Origin of the sequence: Belnapia mucosa (genome assembly GCF_016775475.1) — a bacterium.
Lineage (GTDB): Bacteria > Pseudomonadota > Alphaproteobacteria > Acetobacterales > Acetobacteraceae > Belnapia > Belnapia mucosa.
In genome coordinates, this window is record NZ_JAEUXJ010000001.1 from 68,633 (window position 1) to 85,217 (window position 16,585).

Annotated in this window: 19 protein-coding genes; 10 read left to right on the forward strand and 9 right to left on the reverse strand. The window is 71.9% G+C overall.

Features of this window, described 5'->3' with window-relative positions; all coding sequences use genetic code 11:
* Nucleotides 1–103: 103 nt before the first annotated feature.
* Both JMJ55_RS00340 and JMJ55_RS00345 read right to left on the reverse strand, forming a co-directional pair.
* The gene (locus JMJ55_RS00340) at nucleotides 104–1,069 is read right to left on the reverse strand and encodes a tripartite tricarboxylate transporter substrate-binding protein (RefSeq protein WP_202823499.1); all 966 of its coding nucleotides are present in this window, start codon (nucleotides 1,067–1,069) and stop codon (nucleotides 104–106) included.
* A 100-nt stretch (nucleotides 1,070–1,169) separates the two neighbouring features.
* Nucleotides 1,170–1,631 carry a cupin domain-containing protein gene (locus tag JMJ55_RS00345; protein WP_202823500.1) on the reverse strand — a complete coding sequence of 154 codons (462 nt, stop codon included), beginning with the start codon at nucleotides 1,629–1,631 and terminating at the stop codon, nucleotides 1,170–1,172.
* A gap of 266 nt (nucleotides 1,632–1,897) precedes the next feature.
* Between JMJ55_RS00345 and JMJ55_RS00350 the strand changes: the two genes are divergently transcribed.
* Genes JMJ55_RS00350 through JMJ55_RS00360 form a run of 3 tightly spaced genes read left to right on the forward strand, consistent with a single transcriptional unit; the run spans nucleotide 1,898 to nucleotide 5,161 of the window.
* Nucleotides 1,898–2,782: an NAD(P)-dependent oxidoreductase gene (locus JMJ55_RS00350; protein ID WP_202823501.1), complete on the forward strand. Its 885-nt coding sequence runs from the start codon at nucleotides 1,898–1,900 to the stop codon at nucleotides 2,780–2,782.
* Nucleotides 2,783–2,808: 26 nt separating this feature from the next.
* Complete coding sequence (locus tag JMJ55_RS00355) at nucleotides 2,809–3,876, forward strand: amidohydrolase family protein (protein ID WP_202823502.1); 1,068 nt, start codon at nucleotides 2,809–2,811, stop codon at nucleotides 3,874–3,876.
* Nucleotides 3,877–3,916: 40 nt separating this feature from the next.
* Nucleotides 3,917–5,161 carry an ABC transporter substrate-binding protein gene (locus JMJ55_RS00360; protein ID WP_202823503.1) on the forward strand — a complete coding sequence of 415 codons (1,245 nt, stop codon included), beginning with the start codon at nucleotides 3,917–3,919 and terminating at the stop codon, nucleotides 5,159–5,161.
* Here the strand turns inward: JMJ55_RS00360 and JMJ55_RS00365 are convergent.
* Nucleotides 5,158–6,345 (reverse strand): acyl-CoA dehydrogenase family protein, encoded by a 1,188-nt coding sequence (locus JMJ55_RS00365; protein ID WP_202823504.1) that lies wholly within the window; start codon nucleotides 6,343–6,345, stop codon nucleotides 5,158–5,160. The genes JMJ55_RS00360 and JMJ55_RS00365 overlap by 4 nt on opposite strands.
* 84 nt (nucleotides 6,346–6,429) lie before the next feature.
* Between JMJ55_RS00365 and JMJ55_RS00370 the strand changes: the two genes are divergently transcribed.
* Both JMJ55_RS00370 and modA read left to right on the forward strand, forming a co-directional pair.
* The gene (locus tag JMJ55_RS00370) at nucleotides 6,430–6,765 is read left to right on the forward strand and encodes a winged helix-turn-helix domain-containing protein (protein ID WP_202823505.1); all 336 of its coding nucleotides are present in this window, start codon (nucleotides 6,430–6,432) and stop codon (nucleotides 6,763–6,765) included.
* Between the two features lie 44 nt (nucleotides 6,766–6,809).
* Entirely contained in the window at nucleotides 6,810–7,589 is a 780-nt protein-coding gene (modA, locus tag JMJ55_RS00375) for a molybdate ABC transporter substrate-binding protein (RefSeq protein ID WP_202823506.1), read from the forward strand.
* Here the strand turns inward: modA and JMJ55_RS00380 are convergent.
* Genes JMJ55_RS00380 through JMJ55_RS00395 form a run of 4 tightly spaced genes read right to left on the reverse strand, consistent with a single transcriptional unit; the run spans nucleotide 7,570 to nucleotide 10,599 of the window.
* The gene (locus tag JMJ55_RS00380) at nucleotides 7,570–8,511 is read right to left on the reverse strand and encodes an ABC transporter ATP-binding protein (RefSeq protein ID WP_202823507.1); all 942 of its coding nucleotides are present in this window, start codon (nucleotides 8,509–8,511) and stop codon (nucleotides 7,570–7,572) included. The genes modA and JMJ55_RS00380 overlap by 20 nt on opposite strands.
* Nucleotides 8,508–9,134 (reverse strand): ABC transporter permease, encoded by a 627-nt coding sequence (locus tag JMJ55_RS00385; protein ID WP_202823508.1) that lies wholly within the window; start codon nucleotides 9,132–9,134, stop codon nucleotides 8,508–8,510. The genes JMJ55_RS00380 and JMJ55_RS00385 overlap by 4 nt, the downstream gene beginning before the upstream one ends.
* Complete coding sequence (locus JMJ55_RS00390) at nucleotides 9,134–9,751, reverse strand: ABC transporter permease (protein ID WP_202823509.1); 618 nt, start codon at nucleotides 9,749–9,751, stop codon at nucleotides 9,134–9,136. The genes JMJ55_RS00385 and JMJ55_RS00390 overlap by 1 nt, the downstream gene beginning before the upstream one ends.
* The gene (locus tag JMJ55_RS00395) at nucleotides 9,751–10,599 is read right to left on the reverse strand and encodes a glycine betaine ABC transporter substrate-binding protein (protein ID WP_202823510.1); all 849 of its coding nucleotides are present in this window, start codon (nucleotides 10,597–10,599) and stop codon (nucleotides 9,751–9,753) included. Before JMJ55_RS00395 ends, JMJ55_RS00390 begins: the two co-directional genes overlap by 1 nt.
* A 134-nt stretch (nucleotides 10,600–10,733) precedes the next feature.
* Here JMJ55_RS00395 and JMJ55_RS00400 point away from each other — a divergent pair, with 134 nt between their 5' ends.
* The 3 genes from JMJ55_RS00400 (at nucleotide 10,734) to JMJ55_RS00410 (ending at nucleotide 13,228) form a co-directional block, all read left to right on the forward strand.
* Nucleotides 10,734–11,525, forward strand: coding sequence for an alpha/beta fold hydrolase (locus tag JMJ55_RS00400; protein ID WP_202823511.1), 792 nt, complete (start codon nucleotides 10,734–10,736; stop codon nucleotides 11,523–11,525).
* A 69-nt stretch (nucleotides 11,526–11,594) separates the two neighbouring features.
* The gene (locus JMJ55_RS00405; RefSeq protein ID WP_202823512.1) at nucleotides 11,595–12,398 is read left to right on the forward strand and encodes a class II glutamine amidotransferase; all 804 of its coding nucleotides are present in this window, start codon (nucleotides 11,595–11,597) and stop codon (nucleotides 12,396–12,398) included.
* On the forward strand, nucleotides 12,395–13,228 hold the full coding sequence (locus JMJ55_RS00410) for a uroporphyrinogen-III synthase (protein ID WP_202823513.1): 834 nt from the start codon (nucleotides 12,395–12,397) through the stop codon (nucleotides 13,226–13,228). The genes JMJ55_RS00405 and JMJ55_RS00410 overlap by 4 nt, the downstream gene beginning before the upstream one ends.
* Before the next feature lie 3 nt (nucleotides 13,229–13,231).
* Here the strand turns inward: JMJ55_RS00410 and JMJ55_RS00415 are convergent, their stop codons facing one another.
* Both JMJ55_RS00415 and cysK read right to left on the reverse strand, forming a co-directional pair.
* Complete coding sequence (locus tag JMJ55_RS00415; protein WP_202823514.1) at nucleotides 13,232–13,732, reverse strand: cupin domain-containing protein; 501 nt, start codon at nucleotides 13,730–13,732, stop codon at nucleotides 13,232–13,234.
* A gap of 48 nt (nucleotides 13,733–13,780) precedes the next feature.
* Nucleotides 13,781–14,761: a cysteine synthase A gene (gene cysK, locus JMJ55_RS00420; protein WP_328702548.1), complete on the reverse strand. Its 981-nt coding sequence runs from the start codon at nucleotides 14,759–14,761 to the stop codon at nucleotides 13,781–13,783.
* Between the two features lie 95 nt (nucleotides 14,762–14,856).
* On the opposite strand from cysK, the gene JMJ55_RS00425 reads away from it, so the two are divergent.
* On the forward strand, nucleotides 14,857–15,831 hold the full coding sequence (locus JMJ55_RS00425; protein ID WP_202823515.1) for a tripartite tricarboxylate transporter substrate binding protein: 975 nt from the start codon (nucleotides 14,857–14,859) through the stop codon (nucleotides 15,829–15,831).
* The gene (locus tag JMJ55_RS00430; protein WP_202823516.1) at nucleotides 15,828–16,571 is read left to right on the forward strand and encodes an enoyl-CoA hydratase/isomerase family protein; all 744 of its coding nucleotides are present in this window, start codon (nucleotides 15,828–15,830) and stop codon (nucleotides 16,569–16,571) included. The genes JMJ55_RS00425 and JMJ55_RS00430 overlap by 4 nt, the downstream gene beginning before the upstream one ends.
* The last annotated feature ends 14 nt before the right edge of the window (nucleotides 16,572–16,585 follow it).

The following is a 16,585-nucleotide window of genomic DNA, read 5'->3' on the forward strand; positions in this document are numbered from 1 at the left end:
TTCTCTCCCTGGGTCCCGGCGTGACGCGCCGGGTGGTGCCATCGTGCAGCACTCTTCTCCAACCGAAGCGAAGCCGTCCTCGGCGCCCGCGTCAAGCGCGACGCTATTCCTGCGGGATCCCGGCCTGGCGAATCAGGTCGCGCCACATCGGCACCTCCCGCGCGATGCGCGTCGCCAGCGCCTCCGGCCCCCGCGCCTGGATCCCGAAGCCGGCCGCGCGCAGCTTCGCGGCGGTCCCCGCATCGCCGAGCGCCGCCAGGCTTTCCCGCGCCAGGCGGAGGATGACCGGAGCTGGCGTGCCAGCCGGGGCCAGCAGCGCCTGGAAGGTCTCCGAGACGAAGCCCCCGAAGCCCAGCTCCTGCATGGTCGGCACATCCGGCAGGTCCGGCCAGCGCTCGGCGCTGGTGATCGCCAGCGCCTTGAGCGCGCCGGAGAGGATATGCGGCTGGGCCGCCGGCAGCGCCGCGACCCCGACCGGCGTCACCCCGCCAAGCACCGCCTGCACCGCCAGCGCCGCGCTGGCATGCGTGATCTGCACGAATTCGATCCCCGCGCGCAGCCGCAGCAGCTCCGCCGTCAGATGCGGGGTGGAGCCGGTGCCGGGATTGGCCATGTCCAGCCCGCCCGCCGTCGTCTTGGCGCGGGCGATCAGCTCGGCGATGGAGCCGATGCCGGACCGCGCCCCGGCCAGGATGACATTGGGCGAGGCGCCGAGCTCGGTGACCGGGGCGAAGTCGCGGACGGGGTCGTAGCCCGGGTTGCGGAACAGGCTCGGGTTCACGACGAAGCCGGTGGAGCAGACCAGCAGAGAATAGCCATCCGGCGCGCTGCGGGCGACATGGGCGGCGCCGATATTGCCGCCGCCGCCGCCCCGGTTCTCCACCACCACCGGCTGGCCGAGCGCGGCGGTGAGGCCGCTGGAGATCACCCGCGCCATCACATCGGTCGGCCCGCCGGGCGCGAAGGGCACGACGAGGCGGATCGGCCGGTCGGGGTAGCGGTCGCTCTGGGCCCGCGCCGCGAAGGGCGCGGCGGCAAGCCCGAGGACCAGGCGGCGCGTGGCCCGCATGGCGTTTCCCTATCCCAGGGGGCCGGTCTGCCGCGGCCCTCGGCGCGAAGCTTGCGGAGCGGCGCGCCGCCCCGTCAAGGAATCCCGTCAGGCGGCTGGGTCACGGTGCCGCATGGGTATCGTCCGGCCGCTGCGGCGGCAGCTTGATGGCGATGGCGCGGAACCGCCCAGTGGTGGCGCGGCTGCCGGCATGGATGGTGCCCTTGGGGATGACGATCAGGTCGCCCGCCTTGATCTGCACCTCCCGGTCGCCGAGCCAGAAGGAGCCGGCACCATCGAGGATGAGCTGAATCTCGTTCGCATCCGCATGGTAGTGGCGAAAGACATTGCCGCTCTGCACCGCGATGGTGCCCTCGGGCGTCGCCACCAGCAGGCGGCTGCGGAGATCCGTGTTCGGCACCAGCGGCCCGATCTCCTCATCCGTCATGGTCATGACATTGACGATCCGCGGCGTCATCGGCGGCGGGCCGGACTGGGCCTCGGCCTGCGGCACCAGCCGCGCAGCGAGCAGGCCGGCCAGGAAGGCGCCGGCAAATCCGGCATGGAGGAGGGTGGGGCGCATCGGGGCTGCCTTTCTTATGGACGCGCCCCGAGTGTCCGATACGGCCTCGGCCAAAGGCAAGCGAACCCTATTTGCGGTTCCGCGCCGCCATCGTCACCACCATCACGACAATGAGGATGACCATCCCCGTCCTGTGCTGGCTGATCCATTCCAGCGCCTGGTCTATCGGCATCCCGGCCCTCCCACTCTGCCCAAGGTGGCCCGCGTTGCGCGCCCCGCCAAGGCCGGGCGAGACTGGCGGCAAGGTCGAAGGGGGAGGAGAGGCCATGGAACAGGTCGTCGGCGTGATCGGCCTCGGCATCATGGGCGGCGCCATGGCGCGCAACTTGCGGGCGGCCGGCTGGCGCGTGCTGGGCTTCGATACCGATCCCGGGCGCTGCGCGGCGCTGGCCGCGGATGGCATCGAGATCGGCGCCGATGCGGTGGCCCTGGCGCGGGAGGCACCGGTGCTGCTCACCAGCCTGCCGAAGCCGGAGGCGCTGCACGCGACCGCCGCCGCCCTGGCCGGCGCCGGCCTGCCGCCCCGCACCCTGGTCGAGACCAGCACCTTCGCCCTCGCCGACAAGCTCGCCGCCGAGGCAGTGCTGCGCGGCGCCGGGCATGTCGCGCTGGACTGCCCGCTCTCCGGCACCGGGGCGCAGGCGGTGGAGCGCGACCTCATCGTCTATGCCAGCGGCGACAGTGCGGCGATCGCCGGGCTCGGTCCCTTCTTCGCCGGCTTCGCCAAGGCGGCGCATGACCTCGGCGCCTATGGCAATGGCACGCGGATGAAATACGTCGCCAACCTGCTGGTCGCGATCCACAACCTCGCCTCGGCCGAGGCGATGGTGCTGGCGCGCAAGGCGGGGCTCGACCCGCATCAGGTGGTAGGTCTGGTTCAGGGCGGCGCCGGCAATTCCCGGGTCTTCGAGCTGCGGGCGCCGATGATGGCTGAAGGCGTCTACGAACCGCCGACCATGCGCGTCTCCATGTGGCAGAAGGACATGGCGGTGATCGGCGAATTCGCGGCCGCACTCGGCTGCCCCGTGCCGCTGTTCCAGGCAAGCCAGCCCTATTATGCCGCGGCCATGGCCCAGGGCCTCGCCGGGGCGGATACCGCCGCGGTCCATGCGGTGCTGGAGCGGATGGCCGGGCTTCCGCCGCCGGTCTAGCCTCTCCCACCCGAAGGGAGACAGGCATGCCCGAGCCCAGCAACCACTACGGCGCCACCGCCGCCCGCGTCCATGGCCGGCCGGGGCGGGAGGTGCGGCCGGCGAGCCTCACCATCGACATCCATGCCCATGTGCTGGTGCCCGAAGCCGGCGCCTTCGCCGCGCCGCATCTCGACCCCGCCACCATCCCGCTCGCCCGCTTCGCCACGCCGGAGACATCGGCGCTGAACGCGAAGCAGAATGCCGACCGGCGCATGGTCTTCACCCAGCACGGGCCGCGCCTGGCGGAGCTCGACGCCATGGGGATCGACATCCAGGTCTGCGCGCCGCCACCGCCGCAATGCTACTACACCCTGCCGCTCGAGATCGCGGTGCCGGCGACGCGGATGGTGAATGACGGCATCGCCGCCTTCTGCGCGGTGCGCCCGGACCGCTTCCTCGGCCTCGGCAGCGTGCCCATGCAGGATGCCGGCGAGGCGGTGCGGGAGCTGGAGCGCTGCATGGGCCCGCTCGGCTTCAAGGGCGTGCAGCTGCTGACGACGGTCGGCGACCGCGAGCTTTCCGACCCCGCCTTCGAGCCCTTCTGGGCGGCGGCGGAGCGGCTGGGCGCGCTGGTGATAATCCATCCGAACGGCTTCAGCGAGGGGCAGCGTTTCACCCGCTTCTACCTCAACAACGTCCTCGGCAATCCGCTCGATACCACCGTCGCGCTGCACTACCTGATCTTCGACGGCGTGCTGGAACGCTATCCCGCGTTGAAGATCCTCGCCGTGCATGGCGGCGGCTTCCTGCCGGCCTATGCCGGGCGGATCGACCATGCCTGGGGCGCCCGGTCCGACACCCGTGGGACGCTGCCCAACCCGCCGACCCACTACCTGCGCCGCGTCTGGTTCGACACCATCGTCTTCACCCCGCACCAGCTCGAATACCTGGTGCGGCTCTATGGGGCCGACCGGGTGATGATGGGCACCGATTTTCCCTTCGACATGGCCGAGAGCGATCCCATCGGCCATATCTGCTCGGTCGAGAGCTTCGACGCCGCGACGCGGGCCGCCCTGGCCGGCGGCACGGCCAAGGCGCTGCTGGGGCTGTAGCCCCGGCCGGCGCCACAGCACACCAAGGGAGGAAACAAGAATGACCAAGCAACCTGCCGCGAGCCGCCGGCACCTGCTGGGCGCCGCGGCCGGCGGCCTCGCCGCCGCGGCCGTCTGGCCGGCGAGCCGGGCGCTGGCCCAGGCCTCGGACGGGGTGGTGAGGATCGGCGTGCTCGACGACATGTCGGGCACCTTCGCCGACCAGCAGGGCATGGGCGATGTCGTCTCGGCCCGCATGGCGATCGAGGATTTCGGCGGCAAGGTCCTCGGCACCCCGGTCGAGCTGGTCTTCGGCGACCTGCAGAACCGGCCCGATATCGGCACCCAGATCGCCCGCCGCTGGTACGACCAGGAACGGGTGGATGCGATCTTCGGGCTGGGCAATTCCGCCGTCGCGCTGGCGGTGCAGCAGATGACGCGGGAGAAGGGGCGGCTGAACGTCACGGTCGCCGCCGGCACCACCGACCTCACCGGCAAGGCCTGCTCGCCGCTCGGCGTCGCCTGGACCTATGACAACTACGCGCTCGCCCGCGCCACGGTGAATGCGATGATGGGCGAGAACCGGCGGCGTTGGTTCTTCATTACCTCCGACTATGCCTTCGGCCATTCGCTGGAGCAGAACGCCACCGACATCCTGCGCAAGCTGGGCGGGGAGGTGACCGGCACCGTCCGGGCGCCGCTGGGGGAGACCGACTACTCCTCCTATATCCTGCGCGCGGCGCAATCGGGCGCGCAGGTGGTGGGGCTCGCGGTGGCGGGTAACGACCTGATCAATGTCGTGAAGCAGATGGGCGAATTCGGGCTCATGAAGCGCGGCATCCAGCCGGCGGCGATGCTCTGCCTGCTGACCAATGTGAAGGCGATCGGGTTGCAGACGGCGCAGGGCCTGATCTTCACCGAGGCCTATTACTGGGACCAGACCGATCCGACGCGCGCCTTCGCCCAGCGCTTCCAGCGCCTGCATGGCCGGCCGCCGACCATGTTCCAGGCCAGCATGTGGGGTGCCGTCACCCATTACCTGAAGGCGGTGCAGGCCGCCGGCACCGATGCGGCGGAGCCGGTGCGGGCGAAGATGGCCGAGATGCCGATCAACGACTTCATGACCCGGGATGGCCGCATCCGCGAGGACGGACGCGTCATCCGCGACATGTATCTCATGCGCGCCAAGCGGCCGGAGGACTCGCGCGGCGAATGGGACCTGCTGGAGGTGGTGCAGACCATCCCCGGCGAGCAGGCCTATCGCCCGCTCGCCGAGGGGGAGTGCGCGCTGGTGCGAAAGGGCTAGCCGCGTTCCTTCAGAAAACGCCGGGCGATGGCCATCCGATGGACCTCGCTCGGCCCCTCATAGATGCGCTGCACCCGGACCTGGGCCGCCATCAATTGCAGCGGCAGCTCCTTGGTCATGCCCATGGCGCCGAAGGTCTGCATGGCATTGTCCAGCACCTCCTGCGCCATCTCGGTCGCATGGACCTTCAGCATGGAGGCCTCGGTGCGGACATCCTGCCCGGCCGACATCTTCGCCGCGGCGTCGCGCACCATCAGCCGGGTGATGTGGATCTTCGTCGCCGCCTCGGCGATCCACCATTGGATCGCCTGCCGGTCGGCCAGCCGCACGCCGAAGGTCGTGCGGTTCTTCGCCTGCTCGCAGAGCATCTCGAGGGCGCGGCGGGCCATGCCGGTGCAGCGGGCGCCCATCTGCAGGCGGCGGACATTGAGGCGGAGCTGCATCGGCGCGTAGCCGGCGCCGAGCTGGCCCAGGATCTGCCGCTCGTGGACGCGGCAATCCTCGAAGACCAGCTCATAGGTGCGGCGGCCGCCGATCATCGGGATCTCGCGCTCGATGACGAAGCCGGGCGTGCCGCGCTCGACGATGAAGGCGGTCACGCCCTCCTGCCGCTTGCCCTCGCCGGTGCGGGCCATGAGGATGATGAAATCGGCCCGCGGCACGCCGCTGACCCAGATCTTTCGGCCGTTGATGACCCAATGGTCGCCATCCTTCACCGCGCGGGTGGTCATCCCGGCCGGGTCGCCGCCCGCGCCGGGCTCGGAGATGGCGATGGAGGAGCGCATCTCGCCCCGCGCATAAGGATCGAGATATTTGGTCCGCTGCTCCGCATTGGCGACCGCCAGCAGCATGTGCAGGTTCGGACTGTCGGGCGGGAAGATGAAGGGGGTGACGGTGCGGCCCATCTCCTCCTCGATCGCCATCAGCGCCGAGACCGGCAGGTCGGCGCCGCCGAACTCCTCCGGCACGTCGAGGCCGTAGAGGCCGAGCTCCTTCGCGCGGGCGAGCAACGGCGCCTCCTCCTCCGGCGTCAGCCCGTAGCGGCCGCCTTCCGACTCGCGCTTCAGCACCGCCGGCTCCAGCGGCATCAGGTCCCGCTCGACGAAGCGCGCCACCAGGTCGCGCACCATGCGGTGCTCCTCGGCCAGCTCCGGAATGGCGAAACCGTCGGTCTCCAAGGCCATCGTTTCTCTCCCATGGATGTCGGGCGGATCGTACACCCCCGCCGCGCCGGCTGACAGGGTGGGCGGGGCGCGCTTCAATGCGGCATGGACGAGCCCCAGACCCTGCCGCTCCGCGTCAGCATCCGGCTGGACCTGCCCGGCGGCGGGCGGGTGGGGCCAGGCAAGATCGCGCTGCTGGAGGCGATCGCCGAGGCCGGCTCCATCGCCGCGGCGGCGCGGGCGCTGGGGATGTCCTATCCGCGGGCCTGGGGGCTGGTGGAGGCGCTGGATGCGGCGCTTGGCACCCCGGCCGTCACCCGCGCGCCGGGCGGCCAGCGCGGCGGCGGCGCGGCGCTGACCGAAGCGGGGCGGGCGCTGATCGCCCGCTACCGGGCGGTGGAGGCGGCAGCGCAGCGCCAGGCGGGGCGGTTGCCGCTATAAACGACCGGCTATAACGTCGCCCGGCCTCAGCCCCGGAGACGTCGATGCGCCGCCGCCCGCTCCTCGCCACACTGCTCGCCATGCCTGGTCTGGCCCGGGCGCAGGGCCAGCCGCCGCTGACCGTCTTCGCCGCCGCCTCGCTCCAGGATGCGCTGCGGGCACTGGAGCCGGCCTGGCGCGCCGCCTCCGCGGAGGGTGCGCCGCTCCGCCTGTCCTTTGCCGCCTCCTCGGCGCTGGCCCGGCAGATCGAGCAGGGGGCGCCGGCCGACCTCTTCCTGAGCGCGGACGAGCCCTGGATGGACTACCTGGCCGAGCGCCGGCTGATCCTGCCGGAGACGCGGGTGAGCCCGCTCGGCAATGCGCTGGTGCTGGTGGCGCCGGCGGATGCCCGGCAAGGCCCGGTCGCCCTCGGGCGGGGGACCGACCTTGCCGCGCTGCTCGGGCCGGGCGGGCGGATTGCCACCGGCGACCCGGCGCATGTGCCGGCCGGGCGCTATGCCCAGGCGGCGCTGGACTGGATGGGGCAATGGGGCGCCCTGGCGCCGCGCTTGGCACGGGCCGACAATGTCCGCTCCGCCCTGCTGCTGGTCGAGCGGGGCGAGGCACCGCTCGGCATCGTCTATGCGACCGATGCGGTGGCCAGCCGCGGCGTGAAGCTGGTCGGCACCTTCCCGGCCGAGAGCCATGTGCCGATCACCTATCCCTTCGCGCTGACCGTGCGGCAGCCGCCGCATCCGCAGGCCCGCGCGCTGCTCGCCTTCCTCGCCGGGCCCGATGCCGCCGGCACCTGGCAGCGCTTCGGGTTTACCCTGCGGGCGGGTTAGGCGTCCCGGCAAAGGCCAGCAGGTCCGCCAGCGCCAGCGACCCGCCGCCCGGCAGCGGCGCCGCGCTGCGGCCGGTATCGAGCAGCGCCGCCAGCGCATCGCGCAGCGTCGCCCCTTCCGGCAGGGGCGGGCCCGGCGCCGGTTCCGGCCGCGCCGGCACGGCCTCCAGCGGGAAGAGCGAGAGCCGCAGCAGTACCCGGTCGGCACCGAGGAATTCGGCGGCGAAGCCATCCGCCGGCCGCGCCAGGACCTCGGCCGCCGGGGCGTGCTGCACCAGCCGCCCGTCGCGCAGCAGCGCCACCGCATCGCCGAGCCGCACCGCCTCGGCCACGTCATGCGTCACGAGCAGCACGGTCTTCCGCAACTGCCGCAGCAGCCGCAACACCTCCTCCTGCAGCTTGCCGCGCTGGACGGGATCGACGGCGCCGAAGGGCTCGTCCATCAGCAGCACCGGCGGATCACCGGCCAGGGCGCGCGCGACGCCGATCCGCTGCCTCTCCCCGCCCGAAAGCTGGTGCGGCCGGCGCGTGGCGAAGCGGGCGGGGTCGAGCCCGACTAGCGCCAGCACCTCCTCCACCCGCCGCGTCACCCGCGCCGCATCCCAGCGCAGCAGGCGGGGAACGGTGGCGACATTGTCGGCGACGCTCCAATGCGGGAAGAGCCCGACCTCCTGGATCACATAGCCAATGCGCCGGCGCAGCGTGACCGCATCCATCCGCAGCGCATCCTCGCCGCCGATGCGGATGGCACCGCTGCTCGGCTCGACCAGCCGGTTCACCATGCGCAGCACCGTGGTCTTGCCGGAGCCGCTGGGGCCGATCAGGGCGCAGCTCGTCCCCTCCGGCACGGTGAGGCTGACGCCCTCCACCGCGGCACGGTCGGCGCCGGGCCAGCGCTTGGAAAGGTCCTCGATGGCGATCATGCGCCGCGCACCCGCGCGGCCAGGTGGCGTTCCAGCATGCCGAGCAGGGCCTCCGTCCCGAGGGCGAGCAGGGCGATGGCGATGGCGCCCACCAGCATCCGCCCGGTATCCAGCAGGGCGAGCCCCTGGGTGACGAGGTCGCCCAACCCCCCGCCGCCGATGAAGGTGGCGAGCGCCGCGGCCGAGACCACCTGCACCGCCGCCACGCGCAGCCCGGCGAAGATCAGCGGCGCCGCCAGCGGCAGCTCCACCCGGAATGCCCGCTGCCAGCCGGTCATGCCGAGGCCGCGCGCCGCATCCAGCGCCGCCCGGTCGGCGCCCTGGATGCCGATGACGGTGTTCACCAGCACCGGCGGCAGGGCCAGCAGGGCAAGGGCGATGACCGAGGGCGTGAAGCCGACGCCGAGCAGCGGCAGCAGCGCGGCCAGCACCGCGAGGCTCGGCACGGTCCGGAGCACGCCGGCCAGGATGATCGCCGCCTCGGCCAGGCGCGGCCGATGCGCGACGAGGATGCCGAGCGGCAGGGCGAGCGCGACGCCGATGGCCAAGCCGGTCAGCGACAGCAGCAGGTGGTCACCGACCGCCTCGAGGAAGAGGCCGGGATGGGCGCTGAGCCACTCCATCAGCCGCTCGCCGGCAGGCGGCGCTGCACCGCGCCGAGCGCCGCATCGAGCAGCAGGGCGAGCAGCGCGACGAGCCCGGCGCCGACGAGGATCTTCTCGGTATGGCCCTGGTCGAGCCCGGTGAGGATCAGGCTGCCGAGCCCGCCGGCGCTGATATAGGCCGCGACCGTCGCCGCCGAGACGATGGTAACCGAGGCGACGCGCAGCCCGCCCAGCAGGGCTGGCAGGGCCAGCGGCAGCTCCACCTGGAACAGCCGCTGGCGCCGCGTCAGCCCCATCCCTTCCGCCGCATCGAGCACGGCCGGTGGCACGGCGCCGAGCCCGGCGACCAGCGCCCGCAGCAGGATCGGCACCGCATAGGTGACGAGGGCCAGCAGCGCCGGGGCGAAGCCGAGGCCGAGCACCGGCACCAGCAGGGCAAAGAGCGCCAGGGTCGGCAGCGAGTAAAGCACCGAGGCGCTGCCGAGCACCGCCGTCCGTGCCCCCGGCCTGCGCGCGACCAGCAGGCCGAGCGGCAGCGCCACCACCAGGGCCAGGGCCAGCGAGGCGGCGACCAGCCCGCAATGCGCCAGCAGCGCCGCCCAGACCGTATCGAGGTTCCGCACCGTCCAGCGCATCAGCCGGCGCCGCGGAGGAAGCGCGCGGCGACCTCGCGCGGCTCCTCCCCATCCTGGTCCACCTGCCGGTTCAGCTCCTGCATGGTGGGATTGTCGAGCCGCGGGCCGAGGGCGAGCAAGGCCGGGGCGAGGTCGCCTAGCACCCCATGCCGCACCACGGCCGCGAGCTGATAGGGCGGCCAGAGATGCCGGTCATCGGCCAGGACCGCGAAGCCATAAGTGGCGATCTGCCAATCCGTCGCATAGGCATTCACCACATCCGCCTGGCCATGCCGGAGCGCCGCATAGCGCAGGCCGAGCGCGGCGAATTGCCGGAAGCGGCGGAATTCCATGCCATAGACCCGGCGCAGGCCGGGCAGCCCATCCGCCCGGTCGGCGAATTCATTGCCGGCCGCCAGCACCAGCCCCGGCGCCGCGCGGGCGAGGTCCGACAGGGTCGAGAGGCCGAGCCGCCGCGCCGTCTCCGGCAGGACCAGCAGGGCATTGCCGTTGTCGATCCCCGTCGGGTCCAGCCAGTCGAGGCCGAGCGGCGCATAGCCGGCGCGGACCTTGGCCAGCACCGTGGCCGCATCGCCCTCCGGCGGCTCCTTGAGCACCACGCCGAGGCCGGTGCCGGTATATTCGGGATAGAGGTCGATCTCCCCGGCCAGCAGCGCCTGATGCGCGATGGCGGTGCCGCCGAGATTGACCCGCCGCTCCACCCGCGCCCCCGCCGCCTCCAGCGCCTGGGCGAAGAGCTCGGCGACCACCAACTGCTCGGTGAAATTCTTCGACCCGACGCGCAGCGCCGCCGCCGCCCGGGCAAGGGCGGGCGCGGCCAGCGCAGCGAGGAGGAGGCGTCTCCGCATCCGCCGAGCCTAGCAGCATGGGGCAGGGCGGCGGATAGGGGGCCCTCGTCACGGTTGCCGGACGGATCGGCCGATGCCTAGGCTTCCGGCCAAGGCACGGCCGAGACCCGCGCCAGCACCCGGAGGACCGCCCGATGCAACGCCGCGCCATGCTCGCCGCCACCGCCGCCCTGCCGGCCGCCGCGGCGCTGCCCGCCGCCGCCCAAGGCGCCGGCAAGACCTATGTGCTGCTGCATGGCGCCTGGCATGGCGGCTGGTGCTGGCGCGATGTGGAGGCGGCTCTGCGGGCGGGCGGCCATCGCGTGCATTGCCCGACCCAGACCGGGCTCGGCGCGCGGAAGCACCTGATGTCCCGCGACATCACCCTCGACACCTTCGTCGCCGACCTGGTGAACGAGATCGAGGCGGAGGAGCTGACCGACATCATCCTGGTCGGCCACAGCTTCGGCGGCATCGCCATCACCGGCGCCGCCGACCGCATGCCGGAGCGCATCCGCCACCTGGTCTATCTCGACAGCCTGATCCTGGAAGGCGGACAGAGCCCCTTCGGCAACCTGCCGCCAGATGTGGTCGCGGCACGGCGCAAGCTGGTGGCGGAACAGGGCAACGGCACCTTCATCCCGGCGCCGCCGCCCGCGGCCTTCGGCATCCCGGAGGGCCACCCGCAGGCCGCCTGGGTCCGCCGGCGCCTGACCCCGCACCCGGTCGGCACCTATGAAAGCGCGCTGCGACTGGAACACCCCTTCGGCAACGGCAAGCCACGGACCTATATCCATTGCACCAACCCCTCCTACGCCGCGCTGGAGGCGTCCCGGCAATGGGTGAAGCGGCAGCAGGGCTGGAACTGGCTGGAGATCGCCACCGGCCATGACGCGATGGTGACGGCGCCGGCCGAGCTGGCGCGGATGCTGGCCGCCATCGGCTGAGGGGGAGCGGAACGGTCCGGGCAGGGCGCATCCCTGCCCAGCGGCTGCGGCCGGGTCTAGACTGGCGCCATGTGCGAACTTCTCGGCATGAGCGCCAATGTCCCGACCGATATCTGCTTCAGCTTCGCCGGGTTGATGCAGCGGGGCGGCAAGACCGGGCCGCATGCGGATGGCTGGGGCATCGCCTTCTACGAAGGCAAGGGCGCCCGGGCCTTCCACGACCCCCACCCCTCGGCCAGTTCCGAGGTGGCGCGGTTCGTCCGCACCCACCCGATCAAGAGCCATACCGTGCTCTGCCATATCCGCCGGGCGAATCGGGGACGGGTGGCGCTGGAGAATACCCACCCCTTCCAGCGGGAGCTCTGGGGGCGGCTCTGGACCTTCTGCCATAACGGGCAGCTTGCCGGCGTGAAGCGCTGGCCGCTGCGGCACTACCACCCGGTCGGCACCACCGACAGCGAGCACGCCTTTTGCTGGATGCTCGACCGGCTGCGCGAGGAATTCACCACCGTCCCGCCCGGCCACCGGCTCTCGGCCGCGATCGAGGCGCTGTCCGGGCGCCTCGCCGCCCAGGGCGTGTTCAACATGCTGCTGAGCGACGGGCGCTGGCTCTACTGCTTCTGCGGCAAGCGCCTGGCCTGGCTGACGCGGCGCGCGCCCTTCGGCCCCGCGACCCTGATCGACGAGGATCTGAGCGCCGATTTCGCCAAGGAGACCACGCCGCATGACGTGGTGACCGTGGTGGCAACCCGGCCCTTGACCCGGGACGAGGCCTGGACGGTGATGCAGCCCGGCGAATTCGTTGTCTTCCGCCAGGGCGAGCGGACGATGCAGCGGCGGGTGTCACCCCCGGCCATGGAGCAGGCGGCATGAGCGAGACATCCCCCCCCGGCCTCACCGGCCTCCGCGTCGTGGTGCCCGAGACGCGGGAGCTGGAGGTGCTGGCCCGCATGCTGGAACGCCAGGGGGCGGAGGCGATCCGCTGCCCCCTGGTCGCCATCATCGACGCGCCCGACCCGGCGCCGATCGAGGCTTGGCTGCGCCGCTTCATCGCCACGCCGCCGGACGACCTGATCCTGCTGACCGGGGAGGGGCTGAACCGGCTGCTCGGCGTCGCCGAACGGGCCGGGATCGCCGGCGAATTCCGCGCCGCGCTGGCCGGTGTGCGGCGCATCTGCCGCGGCCCGAAGCCGAGCCAGCGGCTGCGCAGCATCGGCCTCGGCCCCGATCTGGCGCCGGAGCCGGCGACGACGCCCGGCATCATCGCCGCCCTCGCGGGGCTCGACCTCCGCGGAAGGCGGGTGGCGGTGCAGCTCTATCCGGACAACCCGAATGCCCCGTTGCTGGAGGCGATCGCGGCCGGTGGTGCGGAGGCCGATCCGGTGCTGCCCTATGCCTATGCCAGCCGCGCCGAGGATGACCGGGTTCTGGCGACGCTGGAGGAGATGGCGGCGGGACGGGTCGATCTGGTGGTCTTCACCAGCACGCCGCAGGTGCGGCGGCTGGTGAGCCTGGCCGAGGCCGGCGGCCGACAGGCGATGCTGGCCGAGGCGCTGTCCCGCACCCGCATCGCCGCGGTGGGTCCCGTGGTGGCGGAGGCAGTGCGCGCGGCAGGCGGGCAGGTGGCGGTCATGCCGGAGGAGAATTTCCACATGAAGCCGATGGTGAATGCCATCCTCGCCGCGCTGCGGGGCGGGGATTAGCCGCTAAACGCCGCCATTCTTGTGGATCGGGTCGATCCAGAGGACCTCCTCCGGCTTCTCGACCGGCTCGATATCGAGATTGACCACCACCGCCTCATTGTCGGAACGCACCAGGACGCAGCGCAGCGTCTCGTCGGTGCTGGCATTGATCTCCTGGTGCGGCACATAGGGCGGCACGAAGATGAAGTCGCCCGGCCCCGCCTCGGCGACGAATTCCAGCCGCTCGCCCCAGCGCATGCGGGCGCGGCCGCTGACGATGTAGATCACGCTTTCCAGCGCACCGTGGTGGTGGGCGCCGGTCTTGGCATTGGGGTGGATATGGACCGTCCCGGCCCAGATCTTCTGCGCCCCGACCCGGGCGGCATTGATCGCCGCGGCGCGGTTCATGCCCGGCGTCTGCGCGGTGTTGGTGTCGAGCTGGTCGCCCGGGATCACCCGGACGCCCGTGTGCTTCCAGCCGTCGTCCGGCGGGACATCATGGCTATGGTGGCCGTCATGCGGCATGGCGATCGCTCCTCGTGGTTTGGCGGAATGATCCGCCCAGCGAGGGGATTATAGCCCGGCGAAGAGCTCCGTGGACAGGTAGCGCTCGGCGAAGGAGGGGGCGATGCCCACGATCAGGCCCCCGCGCAGCCCCGGCTCCCGCGCCACCTGCAGCGCCGCATGGAGCATCGCGCCGGAGGAAATGCCGACCGGCAGTCCCTCCAACTGGGCGCAGCGGCGGGCGGCGGCGATCGCCTCCCGCTCGCCGACCCGCATCACCCCGTCCAGCCGCTCCAGCTCCAGCACCGCCGGCTTGAAGCCGGCGCCGATGCCCTGGATGCCATGCGGCCCCGGCTCGTCGCCCGAGAGCACCGCGCTCTCGGCCGGCTCCACCCCGATGACGCGGAGGCCGGGCTTGCGGGGCTTCAGGGCCCGGGCGATACCGGTCAGGGTGCCGCCGGTGCCGAGCCCGCCGATGACCACATCCACCCGGCCCTCGGTATCGGCCCAGATCTCCTCCGCCGTGGTGGCCTCGTGGATATCGGGATTGGCCGGGTTGTCGAATTGCCGCGGCATCCAGGCATCGGGCGTGGCGGCGAGGATCGCCTCGGCCCGGGCGATGGCGCCGGCCATGCCGCGCCGCGCCGGCGTCAGCTCCAGCTCGGCGCCCATCAGCCGCATCATCTTGCGCCGCTCGATGCTGGCGCCATCCGGCATGACGACGATCAGCCGGTAGCCCTTGGCCGCGGCGACGAAGGCCAGCGCGATGCCAGTATTGCCCGAGGTCGGCTCCACCAGGGTGGAACGGCCCGGGGCGATCAGCCCCTCGCGCTCCGCCGCCTCCACCATGGCGAGGCCGATGCGGTCCTTCACCGAGCCGAGCGGGTTGAAGAATTCCAGCTTGAGCGCGAGGTCGGCAGCCAGCCCATCCGCCGCCTTCAGCCGCGGCAGCAGCACCAGCGGGGTGCCGCCGACGACATCCAGCACGCTGCCATGGAGTTTCCCGCGCGGGGCGAGGGATTGGGGCTGGTCCGCCCCGGAGGATGCCAATTTCATCATTCTGCCCGCGAAGATCGGGGGAAAGGGCCGCTACCGCAAGGCGTCGCCCCATGCCAAGCTGCCCGTGGAGGAGAACGGAGCCGAGAATGGCCCATCGAAACGTCCCGCGGCCGGTCGGCCGCCGCCTGCTGCTGGCCGCCCCGGCCCTGGCTCTCGCCCCACCCACATGGGCGCAGAGTGGCAGGACCATCACCCTTATCGTGCCCTATCCGCCCGGCGGCAGTTCCGACAATGTCGCCCGGCCGATCCAGCAGCCGCTGTCGGAGATTCTGGGCCAGCCGGTCGTGATCGAGAATCGCGGCGGGGCAGGGGGCTCGATCGGCGCCGCCATGGTGGCCCAGGCCAAGCCGGACGGGCTGACGCTGCTGGTCTGGCCGACCGCGGTGCTGACCATCAGCCCGCATATGATGCGCCTGCCCTATGACCCGGCGCGGGACTTCACCCCGATCGCCATGCTCGCCGCCTCGGACGGGGCGGTGGCGATGCACCCCTCCGTGCCGGTGCGGGACATCCAAGCGCTGGTCGCCTATGCCAAGGCCAATCCTGGCAAGCTCCGCTTCAGCTCCGCCGGCAACGGCACCATCACCCAGATGACCGGCGAGATTTTCGCGCATGCCGCCGGCATCAGGCTGGAGCATGTCCCGTACCGCGGCTCTGCCCCGGCCCTCACGGCAGTGCTGGCCGGGGATGTGGAATTGCAATTCGATCCCGTCGCCATCCCGGCGGTGAAGGATGGCCGCCTGATCGGCCTCGCCACCACCGGCGAGTCGCGCAGCCCGGAACTGCCGGAGCTGCCGACGCTGCGCGAGCTCGGCCTCTATGGCGAGGGTGGCCTTGCCTTCTTCGGCCTGGCCGGGCCGGCCGGGATGCCGCCCGAGCTGGTGGCGCGGCTCGTCGCGGCGCTGGAGCGGGTGCTGGTCCTGCCGGAGGTGGCGCGGGCCATGGCGCCGGTCGGGCTGCGACCGCATCTCCAAGCGGGTGAGACCTTCGCCAGCCGCATCGTCAAGGACCGGGCTATTTTCGCGGAGGCGGTACGCCGCACGGGAGCAAGGGTTGAATGAGCCAGGAACACATCAAGGTCTGGGACGAGGGGCCCGTCCGCATCGTCGCGCTCAACCGGCCCGACAAGGGCAATGCCATCACCAAATTGATGGCCGAGGAAATCCAGGCGGCGATGCTGGACTTCGCCGCCTCGGACCAGCGCGTCGCGGTGCTGACCGGGATGGGCAGCAAGGCCTTCTCCTTCGGCGCCGATGTGGGGGAGCCGCCGGAGCTCTGGCGGGCCGTGCCCAATGTCGGCTGGCAGACCGACAAGCCGCTGATCTGTGCCGTGGAAGGCTGGTGCATCGGCGGCGCGCTGGTGCTGGCCATGATGGCCGACCTTGCTGTCTGCGGGACTTCGGCGAAATTCTACTATCCGGAGGCGAAGCTCGGGCTGACGGGCGGGATGATCGCCGCGCTGCCCTCGCGCATTCCGCATAAGTTTGCGATGGAGCTGACGCTGCTCTGCCGCACCTTCGATGCGGCGAAGTCGGAGCGCGTCGGGCTGGTGAATGAGGTGGTGCCGGATGGCGGCGCGCTCGCCAAGGCGATTGAATGGGGGAAGGAGATGGCGGGCTTCGCGCCGATGGTCACCGGCGCCATCAAGCGGATGGTGCTGGACGACATCCTGCCGCGCGGACCCTCCGAGCAATGGGCGCTGCAGGGCCAGCGGCTGAACGGCATCCGCAATTCCGAGGATTTCCAGGAAGGCGTCGCCGCCTTCCGGGAACGGCGCCCGCCGCAATTCAAGGGACGCTGACCCAAGGGTTCCAA

What these genes read in the sequence shown, in the direction of transcription:
- JMJ55_RS00340 (WP_202823499.1), bottom strand. Translation starts at nt 1,069, where the DNA reads ATGCGGGCCACGCGCCGCCTGGTCCTCGGGCTTGCCGCCGCGCCCTTC.
- JMJ55_RS00345 (WP_202823500.1), bottom strand. Translation starts at nt 1,631, where the DNA reads ATGCGCCCCACCCTCCTCCATGCCGGATTTGCCGGCGCCTTCCTGGCC.
- JMJ55_RS00350 (WP_202823501.1), top strand. Translation starts at nt 1,898, where the DNA reads ATGGAACAGGTCGTCGGCGTGATCGGCCTCGGCATCATGGGCGGCGCC.
- JMJ55_RS00355 (WP_202823502.1), top strand. Translation starts at nt 2,809, where the DNA reads ATGCCCGAGCCCAGCAACCACTACGGCGCCACCGCCGCCCGCGTCCAT.
- JMJ55_RS00360 (WP_202823503.1), top strand. Translation starts at nt 3,917, where the DNA reads ATGACCAAGCAACCTGCCGCGAGCCGCCGGCACCTGCTGGGCGCCGCG.
- JMJ55_RS00365 (WP_202823504.1), bottom strand. Translation starts at nt 6,345, where the DNA reads ATGGCCTTGGAGACCGACGGTTTCGCCATTCCGGAGCTGGCCGAGGAG.
- JMJ55_RS00370 (WP_202823505.1), top strand. Translation starts at nt 6,430, where the DNA reads ATGGACGAGCCCCAGACCCTGCCGCTCCGCGTCAGCATCCGGCTGGAC.
- modA (WP_202823506.1), top strand. Translation starts at nt 6,810, where the DNA reads ATGCGCCGCCGCCCGCTCCTCGCCACACTGCTCGCCATGCCTGGTCTG.
- JMJ55_RS00380 (WP_202823507.1), bottom strand. Translation starts at nt 8,511, where the DNA reads ATGATCGCCATCGAGGACCTTTCCAAGCGCTGGCCCGGCGCCGACCGT.
- JMJ55_RS00385 (WP_202823508.1), bottom strand. Translation starts at nt 9,134, where the DNA reads ATGGAGTGGCTCAGCGCCCATCCCGGCCTCTTCCTCGAGGCGGTCGGT.
- JMJ55_RS00390 (WP_202823509.1), bottom strand. Translation starts at nt 9,751, where the DNA reads ATGCGCTGGACGGTGCGGAACCTCGATACGGTCTGGGCGGCGCTGCTG.
- JMJ55_RS00395 (WP_202823510.1), bottom strand. Translation starts at nt 10,599, where the DNA reads ATGCGGAGACGCCTCCTCCTCGCTGCGCTGGCCGCGCCCGCCCTTGCC.
- JMJ55_RS00400 (WP_202823511.1), top strand. Translation starts at nt 10,734, where the DNA reads ATGCAACGCCGCGCCATGCTCGCCGCCACCGCCGCCCTGCCGGCCGCC.
- JMJ55_RS00405 (WP_202823512.1), top strand. Translation starts at nt 11,595, where the DNA reads ATGTGCGAACTTCTCGGCATGAGCGCCAATGTCCCGACCGATATCTGC.
- JMJ55_RS00410 (WP_202823513.1), top strand. Translation starts at nt 12,395, where the DNA reads ATGAGCGAGACATCCCCCCCCGGCCTCACCGGCCTCCGCGTCGTGGTG.
- JMJ55_RS00415 (WP_202823514.1), bottom strand. Translation starts at nt 13,732, where the DNA reads ATGCCGCATGACGGCCACCATAGCCATGATGTCCCGCCGGACGACGGC.
- JMJ55_RS00425 (WP_202823515.1), top strand. Translation starts at nt 14,857, where the DNA reads ATGGCCCATCGAAACGTCCCGCGGCCGGTCGGCCGCCGCCTGCTGCTG.
- JMJ55_RS00430 (WP_202823516.1), top strand. Translation starts at nt 15,828, where the DNA reads ATGAGCCAGGAACACATCAAGGTCTGGGACGAGGGGCCCGTCCGCATC.